The following is a 12960-nucleotide window of genomic DNA, read 5'->3' as shown; positions in this document are numbered from 1 at the left end:
CCTTTTTTATGGGCGAAACTCAGAAAACGTTGAGCGCCTTGATCAGCGCGATCCGATCCTGCAGGCGGCGCTGCTGCACCGGATCCGCGGCGGCTTGCCGCTGCTGCTCCAGCGAGGCGAGGGCGGCGCGGTAATCGTCGGGGTTGCGGAACAGCGCGTCTTTGACGTTGATCGAGGCGACGTTGGTGTAGCGGCCATCGTCGGTGGTCGGCACCTGGATAACGCCTTCATTCAGCAGCCGTTTAACGATCGCCCGCTGCGGTTCGTATCCCTCCATGCCGATCAGTTTCCAGCGCTGCGGCGGCACGCCCTGGTATTGGCCGTGTTTCACTTCTGTCAGGTAGCGCAGGGCCAGGTGGCGAATGGTGCCTTCTTCTTCACCGTACTGCGCTTTGCTGTCGAACAGCACCGGGAAGGATTGCCCTTCCAGCGCGCCGCCCTTTTGCGTCAGGTGGCCCATGCGGTAACTGTTCATGCCCAGATGGATCGGCATGTCGTCCGTGACCGGCGTGCCGTCCGCCAGGCGCAGATCGACGATGCGCGAACCGGCGGGTTGGCGCAGATCAATGGTATAGGTGACGCCATCGAAGAAATCGTTGGTGGAATATTTGGACGAACGCCGCGCCGGGTTAAAGCTGTAGGTGACGTCGCCCGGCTGCAGCTGATTGAAGTAGCCGGCGGACCACTCCATGTAGCGTTTAAGCGCTTTACCGTTAAGCTGATAAACGGTGATCTCGCCGCCGGCGTATTGGTAGTTAAAGGCGATATCCTTGGCCTTGATGTCGCCGACGTCCAGTTTGGCGCGATCGTTGTCGATCTGCAGGGCGATCACCTGCGCCAGCGGCGCATAGTGACGGGCGGCCTGCTGGAACAGCGCGCTGATGCCGGTATCCTGCACGTGCACCTGAGGAATGCCGCGGAACTCGTCGGCAGGCACCAGATCGCTGCCGCTCAGCTTCGCCACCACCCGGTTGGCGTTGGCGCGCAAAATGTCATGATACGGCTGGTAGAGAGCCTGCATGGCGCTGTCCGGCGTCAGCCCTTTGATCGGGTAGGTGTAGCTGTTTTTGTCGATCAGCGTGAATTTGCCGTCGCGGCGTTCAAATTGCAGATCGATGCGTGACAGCGCGCGGCCGTATTTGTCCGGTTCGGTGATGATGACGCCGTTGACCACTGCCTTGTCGATCTTCACATGCATGTGGCCGGCGACGATTGCCGCCAGTTCCGGGTTGGCGTTGGCAATGTCGGCCACGCCGGTGCCCGGGCGCTGGTTCTCGTTGTCGATGCCCATATGCGCCACCAGTACGATGGCGTCGACCTGGCCGTCGATTTGTTTGATGACCTGTTTCACCGCCTGCACCGGATCGGTGAAGTTCAGCCCTTTGATACGATCGGTGCCCTTGGCGAATTCAGCGGTCATCGGCGTGTCCATGCCGATAATGCCGATCTTCACGCCCTGGCGTTCGAGGATGGTGTAGGCCGGCAGATAAGGCTTGCCGTTGTCCCAGACGATGTTGCCCGCCAGCGCCGCGCCCTTGAACTGCTTGAGCGGGGTGGCCAGCACCGGCAGGCCGAAGTCGAACTCGTGATTGCCCATCACCCAGACGTCGTAATTGAGTGCATTGAGGCCCAGCATCATCGGGCTGACGGCCTCATGCTTGAAGGTTTCAACGAAGTTGCCCTGAATAGTGTCGCCGGCGTCCACCAGGATCAGGTTAGGCTGCTCGGCGCGCACCTTTTTGACCTGAGTGGCTATCTGGCTCAGGCTGCCCGCCAGGTTTTCCGTGTCGCTGGCGTAGTCCCAGGGCACGAAGGTGCCGTGCAGATCGGAGGTGCCCAGCAGGGTGATGTTTACCGTTTCGGCGGCCATGGCGTTTCCCGAGAGTCCCAAGACAGAGGCAAAGATGATTTTTTTCATAACTTATTGTCACTCAATGGAATTTTAACATAAGTGGTCATTTTGCTACAAAATCGCAACCTTTACGATCCCATCGCGAGAAATAGACTAATATTGGAGAGAGATTTGTTGTTTTGTGACTGCAATCACTGTCACGGCTTAATGGAAATAAAAGGTTAATTATGTCGCAGAATAAGCGCGTAATAATACAATGGCGGCTCTTTTAAATTACATTTATTTAACACAAAAATATCATTAAAAAACAATTAAACCATTGCGCAACATGCCCTCAAGAAAAATAGGCGAAATGTGCTGATGAATATGGAAATAATATGCGGATAGGCTTAAATTGTCTCAGATCAAATTAGCCCGAAGTACCTCTTTCGGCTAAGATTTGACCTGTAACCAAAAGTCCAACCCACGTCACGTAAAAACCTATTTATTGTGTGGGATTGGGCGAGTATCATCCATGTTGTGATTATGGATGGTTGATCTTGTTGCATTTGTTACCCGTTGTCGGTTTTCAGTGGCGTGCTTGTCGGCGGCCCGAGGGGCTATTGGCCGAGTGTGCGGTTGAAAGCGGAGAAGCTGGATCAAATTTGTTGTGTTTAAGGGCATTCACTGCGGGGCGTTACTGGCGGCTTTGAAAGAAGTATGCCGATAACCGCGTGTCGGAGTCTTCCTGCGAGGAGCAAGGAGTCAAGATGTTTGATATTGTCGAACTGTCGCGCTTACAGTTTGCTTTAACGGCGATGTACCATTTCTTATTTGTCCCATTAACGCTCGGTATGGCGTTCTTGCTGGCAATTATGGAAACGGTATATGTCCTGTCTGGCAAACAAATCTATAAAGACATGACCAAATTCTGGGGAAAGTTATTTGCGATTAACTTTGCTCTGGGTGTGGCCACCGGTTTGACCATGGAGTTCCAGTTCGGGACTAACTGGTCGTATTTCTCTCACTACGTCGGCGATATCTTCGGGGCCCCACTGGCCATCGAAGGTCTGATGGCGTTCTTCCTTGAATCGACGCTGGTCGGCCTGTTCTTCTTCGGCTGGGATCGTCTGAGCAAGGTGCAGCACATGGCGGTAACCTGGTTCGTGGCCCTCGGCTCAAACCTGTCCGCGCTGTGGATCCTGGTCGCCAACGGCTGGATGCAGAACCCGATCGCGTCGGATTTCAACTTCGAAACCATGCGCATGGAGATGGTCAGCTTCTCCGAGCTGGTGCTTAACCCGGTTGCGCAGGTGAAATTCGTTCACACCGTGGCTGCAGGCTACACCACCGGCGCCATGTTCGTGCTGGGCATCAGCGCTTACTACCTGCTGAAGGGCCGCGACATCGCTTTCGCCAAACGCTCCTTCGCCATTGCCGCCAGCTTCGGCATGGCTGCGGTGCTGTCGGTGATCGTGCTGGGTGACGAATCCGGTTACGAAATGGGCGACGTACAGAAAACCAAACTGGCCGCCATCGAAGCGGAGTGGGATACCCAGCCGGCACCGGCGTCCTTCACCCTGTTCGGCATTCCCGATCAGGACAAGATGGAAAACTCCTTCTCTATTCAGATCCCGTATGCGCTTGGCCTGATCGCCACGCGTTCCACCGACACTCAGGTCACTGGCCTGAAAGATCTGCTGGCGCAACATGAAGTGCGCATCCGCAACGGCATGAAAGCCTACCAACTGCTGGAAGAGCTGCGCGGCGGCAATACCGATCCTGCGGTGCGTGCGGAATTCAACAAAACCAAGCAAGACCTGGGCTACGGCATGCTGCTGAAGCGTTATACCCCGAACGTCAGCGACGCGACGGAAGCGCAGATCCAGCAGGCGACCAAGGACTCCATTCCACGCGTGGCGCCGCTGTACTTCGCCTTCCGCATCATGGTGGCCTGTGGCGTGCTGATGCTGCTGATTATCGGCCTGTCCTTCCTGAGCGTGGTGCGCGGCCGCATCGGCCAGAAGAAATGGCTGTTGCGTGCGGCGCTGTATGGCCTGCCGCTGCCGTGGATCGCGGTGGAAGCCGGCTGGTTCGTGGCGGAATACGGCCGTCAACCGTGGGCGATTGGTGAGGTGCTGCCGACCGCAGTCGCCAACTCTTCGCTGACCGCGGGCGACATTCTGTTCTCGATGGGGCTGATTTGCGGCTTGTACACCCTGTTCCTGGTGGCTGAAATGTACCTGATGTTCAAGTTTGCGCGTCTGGGTCCAAGCAGCCTGAAAACCGGCCGCTACCACTTTGAACAACCGACTGCCGCCGTGCAGGAAGCGCGCTAAACAGGAGTCCACGTATGTTTGACTATGAAGTACTGCGATTTATCTGGTGGGTGCTGGTTGGCGTACTGCTGATCGGCTTCGCCGTCACCGACGGTTTCGACATGGGCGTCGGCATCCTGGTGCGCATCATCGGTAAAACCGATACCGAGCGCCGGGTGATGATCAACTCCATCGCCCCGCACTGGGACGGTAACCAGGTGTGGCTGATCACCGCCGGCGGCGCGCTGTTCGCCGCCTGGCCGATGGTCTACGCAGCGGCCTTCTCGGGTTTCTACGTCGCCATGATCCTGGTGCTGGCGGCCTTGTTCTTCCGCCCGGTCGGTTTTGACTACCGTTCCAAGCTGGAGAGCAGCCGCTGGCGCAACATGTGGGACTGGGGCATCTTCATCGGCTCCTTCGTGCCGGCAGTGGTGTTCGGCGTGGCGTTCGGCAACCTGCTGCAGGGCGTGCCGTTCCATGTGGACGAATACCTGCGTCTGTTCTATACCGGCAACTTCTTCCAACTGCTGAATCCGTTCGGTCTGTTGGCAGGCGTGGTCAGTCTGACCATGCTGGTCACTCAGGGCGCGACCTACCTGCAGATGCGCACCACCGGCGAGATCCACCTGCGGTCACGCGCCGCAGCGCAGATCGCGACGCTGATCATGGCGGTATGCTTCCTGCTGGCGGGTGTGTGGCTGGTGAAAGGCATCGACGGCTACGTGATCACTTCGGCGCTGGACACCATGGCGGAATCCAACCCGCTGCGTAAAGAAGTGGCGCATCAGGCCGGCGCATGGCTGATCAACTTCAACAAGTATCCGCTGCTGTGGGCCTTGCCTGCACTGGGCGTGGTGCTGCCGTTGTTCACCATCCTGTTCTCGCGTCTGGAGAAAGGCGCACTGGCGTTCGTCACTTCGTCGCTGACCATCGCCTGCGTCATCCTCACCGCCGGGGTCACCATGTTCCCGTTCGTGATGCCGTCCAGCACCGTGCCTAACGTCAGCCTGACCATGTGGGACGCGACTTCGAGCCTGTTGACGCTGAAAGTGATGACCGTTGTGGCGGCGATTTTCGTGCCTATCGTTTTGGCGTACACCAGCTGGTCGTACTACAAAATGTTCGGTCGTCTCGACAAGAACTACATCGAAAACAACAAGCATTCGCTGTACTAAGGATAAGGAGCTAAACCATGTGGTATTTTGCCTGGATTCTCGGAACGCTTCTTGCCTGCGCCTTCGGCATCATCACGGCGCTGGCGCTTGAGCAGAGCGAAGCGACCAAAGCTCAGCAAGACGGTAAGTAATGAGCTCGTCCGTGATTGACAAGCTGTACGCTGTCACCGACAAGGGCCCGGTTCGGGCCCTTTCCCTGGTGCTGGCGTTGATTTTGGCGGGGTGCGTGTTCTGGGATCCGACGCGTTTCGCCGCCAAAACCAGCTCGCTGGAGATTTGGGAAGGGCTGTCGCTGATTTGGGCCGTATGTGCCGGAGTGATCCACGGCTTCGGATTCCGCCCGCAGCGCAGCGTCTGGCGCGCTTTTTTCGCGCCGCTTCCTGCAATTGTGATCTTGTGCGCAGGATTACTTTACGTTTCTTTATAATCTCCCCGATGTCCCCACGTTATGGGCCCTCACGGCCCATAATTATTTTCATTCCCATCTTGTAACCCATTCCCAACCCGATCCGTCTTGCGTATAGTAGCAGCGTTAAATTGCATTGCTGGGAAGTAGAGTGAGTAATACGTTGTTTCGATGGCCGGTTCGCGTTTACTACGAGGATACCGATGCCAGTGGTGTGGTCTATCACGCCCGCTACGTCGCCTTTTTTGAAAGAGCGCGCACAGAGATGCTGCGTCAGCACAACTTTCATCAACAGCAGCTGCTCAGTGAACAAGTCGCTTTTGTCGTCCGGCGCATGACGGTGGATTATCTGGCTCCGGCTCGTCTCGACGAGCAACTGGAGGTCCAGAGTGAAATCACCTCTCTGCGCGGGGCTTCTCTCACGTTTGCTCAACGCATTGTCAATTCTGACGGGGCCCTACTGAGCCAGGCAGATGTCCTGATTGCCTGTATTGATCCACACCAAATGAAGCCAAGAGCGCTTCCTAAGTCTATTGTCGCGGAGTTTAAGCAGTGACTGACATGAACATCCTAGATTTATTCTTGAAGGCGAGCCTGCTGGTTAAGCTTATCATGTTGATTTTGATATGCTTCTCGGTAGCCTCCTGGGCGATCATCATTCAGCGCACCCGCATCCTCAATGCGGCGACGCGTGACGCCGAAGCCTTTGAAGACAAATTCTGGTCCGGTATCGAGCTTTCCCGTCTGTACCAGGAAAGTCAGGCGCGTCGCGATAGCCTGACCGGTTCCGAGCAGATCTTCCATTCCGGGTTCAAAGAGTTCGCCCGCCTGCACCGCGCCAACAACCATGCGCCGGAGTCGGTGATCGAAGGGGCGTCGCGCGCGATGCGCATTTCGATGAACCGCGAGCTGGAAACGCTGGAAACCCATATTCCGTTCCTCGGCACCGTCGGTTCGATCAGCCCGTACATCGGCCTGTTCGGCACCGTGTGGGGGATCATGCACGCCTTTATCGCGCTGGGCGCGGTGAAGCAAGCCACGCTGCAGATGGTGGCGCCGGGTATCGCCGAAGCGCTGATCGCCACCGCGATCGGTCTGTTCGCCGCCATCCCGGCGGTAATGGCCTACAACCGTCTCAACCAGCGCGTCAACAAGCTTGAGCAGAATTACGACAACTTTATGGAAGAGTTCACCGCTATTCTGCATCGTCAGGCCTTCTCCAGCGACAGCAAATAAGTAGGAGGTAGCATGGCGAGAGTACGTGGACGTAGTCGGCGTGAGCTGAAGTCCGAAATTAACATCGTTCCGCTGCTCGACGTGTTGCTGGTGCTGCTGCTGATTTTTATGGCAACCGCGCCAATCATCACGCAGAGCGTGGAGGTTGACCTGCCGGACGCCACCGATTCCAAGACGGTGTCCAGCGATGACAATCCGCCGGTGATCCTCGAGGTTTCCGGCGTAGGTCAATACACCCTGGTGGTGGATCACAACCGTATGGAGCTGCTGCCGCCTGAGCAAGTCGCGGCCGAAGCCAAGTCGCGTTTGGCGGCTAACCCGAAAACGGTCTTTTTGATCGGCGGTGCGAAGGAAGTCCCTTACGATGAGATTATCAAGGCATTGAATATTCTCCATCAGGCGGGCGTGGCTTCCGTGGGGCTGATGACCCAGCCGATCTGACCGTAAGGCGAACGGCAACCCGGTTCCTGCGCTGCGGCTCAGGAACCCCGTATAAGCAACACCAGTTTTTGGGAATCTATTTTGGTAAAGGCAACTGAGCAAAACGATAAGCTGAACCGCGCCGTTATTGTTTCGGTCGTTCTGCACTTCATACTGATTGCCCTGCTGATTTGGGGATCGCTGCAGGAAAAGGTCGACATGAGCGCCGGTGGCGGCGGCGATGGTTCTGTAGTGGGTGCGGTAATGGTCGATCCCGGCGCTGTGGTGGAGCAGTACAACCGCCAGCAGCAGCAGAGCAACGATGCGCAGCGTGCCGAGAAGCAGCGCCAGAAAAAAGCGGAGCAACAGGCCGAAGAGCTTCAGCAGAAGCAGGCGGAGCAACAGCAGCGCCTGAAAGAGCTGGAGAAAGAGCGTTTGGCAGCGCAGGAGAAAGCCGCGCAGGACGCCAAGGCGCAGGCTGAGCAACAGCAGAAGGCGGCGGAGCAGCAGAAGCAGGCCGCCGAGCAGCAAAAAGCGGCGGAAGCCGCCGCAGCCAAGGCCAAAGAGCAACAGAAGGTCGCCGAAGCCGCCGCCGCCAAGGCGAAGGCTGAAGCGGACAAGGTCGCCAAGGCGCAGGCGGAAGCCCAGAAGAAAGCCGAAGCGGAAGCCAAGAAAGAAGCGGCCGCCGCTGCCGCCGCCAAGAAACAGGCGGAAGAGGCGAAGAAAGCCGCCGCCGCCGCGGCAGAGCAAAAAGCTGCAGAGGCTGCGGAGAAGAAAGCGGCCGCTGAAGCTGAGAAAAAAGCCGCAGCGGAAGCCGAGAAGAAGGCTGCCGCCGAGGCAGAGAAGAAAGCGGCCGCCGCTGAGAAAGCTGCGGCAGCCAAGAAAGCCGCTGCAGAGAAGAAAAAAGCCGCCGCCGAGGCTGCGAAGCAGTCGGCGGAAGTTGATGACCTGTTTGGTGGCCTGGCGGACGGCAAGAACGCGCCGAAAGGTGGCGGCAAGCAGAAGGGTGACGGTAAACCGGCTGGCCAGGGCAATGCCAAAACGGCTGGCGCCAGCGGGGCGGAAATCAATGGCTATCTTGGCCAGATTACCGCTGCCATTCAAAGCAAGTTCTACGATGCGGATCTGTACAAGGGCCGTAAATGTGACCTGCGAATCAAGCTGGCGCCGGACGGTTTTCTGGTAGACGTAAAATCTGAAGGGGGCGATCCGGCACTGTGTCAGGCGGCGATAGCCGCGGCGAAACAGGCGAAGATCCCGAAACCGCCAAGCCAGGCGGTTTATGAGGTGTTTAAGAATGCTCCCCTTACGTTCAAGCCGCAATAATGGTTGTTTGAGCTGAGTAATATCACAGGGATGTACTAAGGTAACCAACAGGGATTATGTAGTTTTACGTGAGTTGGTTTGTTAAAATTCTGCTAATTTATCGCAGGCATCCCGCCTGGATAAGGGAGATGAGATGAAGCAGGCATTTCGAGTAGCGCTAGGTTTTTTAATTCTGTGGGCGTCCGTGTTGCACGCGGAAGTTCGCATTGAAATCACCCAAGGGGTCGACTCCGCTCGCCCGATTGGCGTGGTGCCGTTTAAATGGGCGGGCCCAGGCACGCCGCCGGAAGATATCGGCAAGATTGTCGGCGCGGATCTGCGCAACAGCGGCAAATTCAACCCGATCGACGTGGCGCGTATGCCGCAGCAACCGACCTCCGCGTCTGAAGTGACGCCGGCGGCCTGGACTGCGCTGGGCATCGACGCCGTGGTGGTCGGCCAGGTTCAACCTGGCGCCGACGGCAGCTACCTGATTTCCTACCAACTGGTGGACACCTCGGGTTCGCCGGGCACTGTCTTGGCGCAGAACCAGTATAAAGTGACCAAACAGTGGTTGCGTTATTCTGCTCATACCGCCAGCGACGAAGTGTTCGAGAAGCTGACCGGCATCAAGGGCGCGTTCCGCACCCGTATCGCCTACGTGGTGCAGACCAACGGCGGGAAATTCCCGTATGAGCTGCGCGTAGCGGATTACGACGGTTACAACCAGTTCACGGTGCACCGTTCGCCTGAGCCGCTGATGTCGCCGGCCTGGTCGCCGGACGGCAGCAAACTGGCTTACGTGACCTTCGAGAGCGGCCGCTCTGCGCTGGTGGTGCAGACCCTGGCTAACGGCGCTATCCGCCAGATCGCCTCGTTCCCGCGCCACAACGGTGCGCCGGCGTTCTCGCCGGACGGCAGCAAGCTGGCCTTCGCGCTGTCCAAGAGCGGCAGCCTGAACCTGTACGTGATGAACCTCGGCTCCGGCCAGATCACGCAGCTGACCGATGGCCGCAACAACAACACCGAACCGACCTGGTTCCCGGATGGCCAGTCTCTGGCGTTTACCTCCGACCAGGGCGGGCGTCCGCAGATTTATAAAATCAGCGCCAGCGGCGGTGCCGCGCAGCGTCTGACGTGGGAAGGCTCTCAGAACCAGGATTCTGAAGTCAGCTCCGACGGTAAATTCCTGGTGATGGTGAGTACCAACAGTGGTGCACAACACATCGCCAAACAAGATCTTGGATCGGGCGCCGTTCAGGTTTTGACCGGCACCTTCCTGGATGAAACGCCTAGTATTGCGCCAAACGGCACCATGGTGATCTATAGCTCCACGCAAGGTATGGGCTCCGTGCTGCAGTTGGTGTCAACTGATGGGCGTTTCAAAGCGCGTCTTCCGGCAACTGATGGACAGGTCAAATTCCCTGCCTGGTCGCCGTATCTGTGATGCATGTGTAAATATGTATGGCAAACTATAAAAGGATCAAAGAAATGCAACTGAACAAAGTGCTGAAAGGGCTTCTGCTGGCACTGCCAGTTCTGGCTGTAGCAGCTTGTAGTTCTAACAAAAGCGCGAACAACGACCAATCTGGTATGGGCGCTGGCGCCGGCACTGGTATGGAAAACGGCAGCAGCAACCTGTCTTCCGAAGAACAAGCTCGTCTGCAGATGCAAGAACTGCAGAAGAACAACATCGTTTACTTCGGCCTGGACAAGTATGACGTAAGCTCCGAATTCGCTCAGATGCTGGACGCGCACGCTGCATTCCTGCGTAACAACCCGTCTTACAAAGTGACCGTTGAAGGCCACGCTGACGAACGCGGCACGCCGGAATACAACATCGCTCTGGGTGAGCGTCGTGCTAACGCCGTTAAAATGTACCTGCAAGGTAAAGGCGTTTCCGCTGACCAGATCTCTATCGTTTCTTACGGTAAAGAAAAACCAGCAGTACTGGGCCACGACGAAGCGGCTTATGCTAAAAACCGTCGTGCCGTTCTGGTTTACTAAGAGAATCGCATGAACAGTAACTTCAGACGTCACCTGTTGAGTCTGTCGTTACTGGTTGGCGTAGCGGCCCCTTGGGCCGCTACTGCCCAAGCGCCAATCAGTAATGTCGGCTCCGGCTCGGTCGAAGACCGTGTCACCTCGCTTGAGCGCATCAGCAATGCTCAAGGCCAGCTTTTAAACCAACTCCAGCAGCAACTCTCTGACAATCAACGCGACATTGATTCTCTCCGTGGGCAAATCCAGGAAAGCCAGTATCAGTTGAATCAGGTCGTTGAACGCCAGAAGCAAATCTATCAACAGATGGATAGCCTCAGCCAGGGCGGCGCTCAGAGCGCCTCTGCGGCAGCGGGCGCTGCCGGCGGTGCAGCCGCTTCTTCCGATGCGGGCAGCAGCGCGCCTGCAGCCGCTTCTGCAACGCCGAGTGGCGGTGATGAGAACAGTGACTACAACGCCGCTGTTTCTCTGGCGCTGGAAAAAAAACAGTATGACCAGGCGATTTCCGCCTTTCAGTCCTTCGTAAAACAGTACCCGAAGTCTACTTACCAGCCCAACGCCAACTATTGGCTGGGTCAGTTGTTCTACAACAAGGGTAAAAAAGACGATGCGGCCTATTATTTTGCGGTGGTGGTGAAGAATTACGCTAAATCATCGAAGGCGCCGGACGCCATGTACAAGGTGGGTATCATCATGCAGGAAAAAGGGCAGGCTGATAAAGCCAAGGCCGTGTTCCAGCAGGTGATTAAACAATACCCAACCAGTGCGGCGGCCAAGCAGGCGAAAAGTCGCGTAGGCGGTTAACGGTTAGAAAAATGAGCCCAGAAGTTAGTCGATTTGACCGATTTCTGGGCTCATTCGCGTGAAGAACAAGCAGTTGAACGCATCAGTAAAAAATTTAGGTTGCGCTGCCAAGATAAATTAGTAATATATGCCGCCGTTGCCAAGACATCTTGCAAGATGTTAAAGCGGCAGGGAAATTGGGTCGTTAGCTCAGTTGGTAGAGCAGTTGACTTTTAATCAATTGGTCGCAGGTTCGAATCCTGCACGACCCACCAATTTTGAAGCAAGAAATGAAGTGGAATCGGGAAGGATAACATCACGAAGTGATGGCCCGTCAGGGCGAGGCCAAAGGCCGAGTCATCCTGCACGACCCACCAATTTCTGAAGTAGCAGTAACCACAACAGTGGGTGATTAGCTCAGTTGGTAGAGCATCTCCTTTACACGGAGGGGGTCGGCGGTTCGAGCCCGTCATCACCCACCACTGTTATGGGTCGTTAGCTCAGTTGGTAGAGCAGTTGACTTTTAATCAATTGGTCGCAGGTTCGAATCCTGCACGACCCACCATTCTTAGAGAATGGCTGCAATAGAGAATCGTAAAGGATGAGAACCGTAAAGGTTCGAGTCTCGCGAAACGAGACAACATCACTCCGGTGATGGCCCGCAAGGGTGAGGCCAAAGGCCGAGTTATCCTGCACGACCCACCATTCTTAGAGAATGGCAGCTTCAGAATCGGTTTGATGTGGCAAAGTAAAGGTCCGAGTCGAGTACCCGTCGAGTTGTCCTGAACATCCCCATCCTTGTTTTCCGCGAGTCGGTTTTTGTAACCTATTCGCCATCAGCAGTAAACCACATCAGTGGGTCGTTAGCTCAGTTGGTAGAGCAGTTGACTTTTAATCAATTGGTCGCAGGTTCGAATCCTGCACGACCCACCACTCTTTGATAGAGCAAGGTGTTAAATCGTCAGGATGAGAACCGTAGAGGTTCGAGTCTCGCAAAGCGAGACAACATCACCCCGGTGATGGCCCGTTAGGGCGAGGCCAAAGGCCGAGTTATCCTGCACGACCCACCACTCTTTGATAGAGCAAGGTGTGAAAAATAGCAGTACCACAGCAGTGGGTGATTAGCTCAGTTGGTAGAGCATCTCCTTTACACGGAGGGGGTCGGCGGTTCGAGCCCGTCATCACCCACCACACTGCGGGTCGTTAGCTCAGTTGGTAGAGCAGTTGACTTTTAATCAATTGGTCGCAGGTTCGAATCCTGCACGACCCACCAATTCAGAAAAAAGCGCCTTTTGGCGCTTTTTTCGCATCTGCGCCACCTGGCTCTGCCTTTATCCGCTTACTGACATGGCCCACTGAGTCGTGCGGGTGAGATCCTGCGTTCAGGTTCGAGCATCGCGCAGCGATACGACAACGCGTAGCGTTGCCCGTAGGGTGAGGCCACAGGCCGAATCAATCCTGCACGACCCACCCATTCAGAAAAAA

Annotated in this window: 12 protein-coding genes, 6 tRNA genes and 3 other RNA genes; 20 read left to right on the top strand and 1 reads right to left on the bottom strand. The window is 56.4% G+C overall.

What is annotated here, in order from left to right:
• Nucleotides 1–19: 19 nt before the first annotated feature.
• Entirely contained in the window at nt 20–1918 is a 1899-nt protein-coding gene (locus ACJ8IJ_RS10200; RefSeq protein ID WP_442518601.1) for a bifunctional metallophosphatase/5'-nucleotidase, read from the bottom strand.
• Between the two features lie 683 nt (nt 1919–2601).
• Between ACJ8IJ_RS10200 and cydA the strand changes: the two genes are divergently transcribed.
• The 20 genes from cydA to ACJ8IJ_RS10100 all read left to right on the top strand — a co-directional run bounded on the left by cydA (nt 2602) and on the right by ACJ8IJ_RS10100 (nt 12948).
• Nucleotides 2602–4170 (top strand): cytochrome ubiquinol oxidase subunit I, encoded by a 1569-nt coding sequence (cydA, locus tag ACJ8IJ_RS10195; protein WP_004939873.1) that lies wholly within the window; start codon nt 2602–2604, stop codon nt 4168–4170.
• Between the two features lie 14 nt (nt 4171–4184).
• Nucleotides 4185–5324, top strand: a complete 1140-nt coding sequence (gene cydB, locus ACJ8IJ_RS10190) for a cytochrome d ubiquinol oxidase subunit II (protein ID WP_004939871.1) — start codon at nt 4185–4187, stop codon at nt 5322–5324.
• 17 nt (nt 5325–5341) lie between these two features.
• The gene (gene cydX / locus ACJ8IJ_RS10185; RefSeq protein WP_004939868.1) at nt 5342–5455 is read left to right on the top strand and encodes a cytochrome bd-I oxidase subunit CydX; all 114 of its coding nucleotides are present in this window, start codon (nt 5342–5344) and stop codon (nt 5453–5455) included.
• Nucleotides 5455–5751, top strand: coding sequence for a cyd operon protein YbgE (ybgE, locus tag ACJ8IJ_RS10180; protein ID WP_442518600.1), 297 nt, complete (start codon nt 5455–5457; stop codon nt 5749–5751). Before cydX ends, ybgE begins: the two co-directional genes overlap by 1 nt.
• Before the next feature lie 130 nt (nt 5752–5881).
• A complete protein-coding gene (gene ybgC / locus ACJ8IJ_RS10175; protein ID WP_004939863.1) occupies nt 5882–6286 on the top strand; it encodes a tol-pal system-associated acyl-CoA thioesterase in 405 nt (134 codons plus the stop codon).
• On the top strand, nt 6283–6966 hold the full coding sequence (gene tolQ, locus ACJ8IJ_RS10170) for a Tol-Pal system protein TolQ (protein WP_004939862.1): 684 nt from the start codon (nt 6283–6285) through the stop codon (nt 6964–6966). The genes ybgC and tolQ overlap by 4 nt, the downstream gene beginning before the upstream one ends.
• A 12-nt stretch (nt 6967–6978) precedes the next feature.
• Nucleotides 6979–7407 (top strand): colicin uptake protein TolR, encoded by a 429-nt coding sequence (gene tolR, locus ACJ8IJ_RS10165; RefSeq protein ID WP_004939859.1) that lies wholly within the window; start codon nt 6979–6981, stop codon nt 7405–7407.
• 81 nt (nt 7408–7488) lie between these two features.
• Nucleotides 7489–8712 (top strand): cell envelope integrity protein TolA, encoded by a 1224-nt coding sequence (tolA, locus tag ACJ8IJ_RS10160; RefSeq protein ID WP_049186582.1) that lies wholly within the window; start codon nt 7489–7491, stop codon nt 8710–8712.
• Between the two features lie 133 nt (nt 8713–8845).
• Nucleotides 8846–10138, top strand: a complete 1293-nt coding sequence (gene tolB, locus ACJ8IJ_RS10155) for a Tol-Pal system beta propeller repeat protein TolB (protein WP_004939856.1) — start codon at nt 8846–8848, stop codon at nt 10136–10138.
• Nucleotides 10139–10182: 44 nt separating this feature from the next.
• Nucleotides 10183–10698 carry a peptidoglycan-associated lipoprotein Pal gene (pal, locus tag ACJ8IJ_RS10150; RefSeq protein ID WP_004939853.1) on the top strand — a complete coding sequence of 172 codons (516 nt, stop codon included), beginning with the start codon at nt 10183–10185 and terminating at the stop codon, nt 10696–10698.
• 9 nt (nt 10699–10707) lie between these two features.
• The gene (gene cpoB, locus ACJ8IJ_RS10145; RefSeq protein ID WP_442518599.1) at nt 10708–11496 is read left to right on the top strand and encodes a cell division protein CpoB; all 789 of its coding nucleotides are present in this window, start codon (nt 10708–10710) and stop codon (nt 11494–11496) included.
• Nucleotides 11497–11674: 178 nt separating this feature from the next.
• Nucleotides 11675–11750 (top strand) — tRNA-Lys (locus ACJ8IJ_RS10140).
• 131 nt (nt 11751–11881) lie between these two features.
• Nucleotides 11882–11957: transfer RNA gene (locus tag ACJ8IJ_RS10135), tRNA-Val, on the top strand.
• A 7-nt stretch (nt 11958–11964) separates the two neighbouring features.
• Nucleotides 11965–12040 (top strand) — tRNA-Lys (locus ACJ8IJ_RS10130).
• 15 nt (nt 12041–12055) lie between these two features.
• Nucleotides 12056–12180, top strand: a non-coding RNA gene (locus tag ACJ8IJ_RS10125) — RtT sRNA.
• A 152-nt stretch (nt 12181–12332) separates the two neighbouring features.
• A tRNA-Lys gene (locus ACJ8IJ_RS10120) sits at nt 12333–12408 on the top strand.
• Between the two features lie 13 nt (nt 12409–12421).
• Nucleotides 12422–12545: non-coding RNA, RtT sRNA (locus ACJ8IJ_RS10115), on the top strand.
• A gap of 45 nt (nt 12546–12590) precedes the next feature.
• Nucleotides 12591–12666, top strand: a tRNA-Val gene (locus ACJ8IJ_RS10110).
• A gap of 6 nt (nt 12667–12672) precedes the next feature.
• Nucleotides 12673–12748, top strand: a tRNA-Lys gene (locus ACJ8IJ_RS10105).
• Nucleotides 12749–12823: 75 nt separating this feature from the next.
• Nucleotides 12824–12948, top strand: a non-coding RNA gene (locus ACJ8IJ_RS10100) — RtT sRNA.
• Nucleotides 12949–12960: the final 12 nt, after the last annotated feature.

The organism is Serratia sp. CY40230 (assembly GCF_052168835.1).
GTDB classification, from domain to species: Bacteria; Pseudomonadota; Gammaproteobacteria; order Enterobacterales; family Enterobacteriaceae; genus Serratia; species Serratia nematodiphila.
This window is presented reverse-complemented; position numbering and strand designations above follow the sequence as displayed.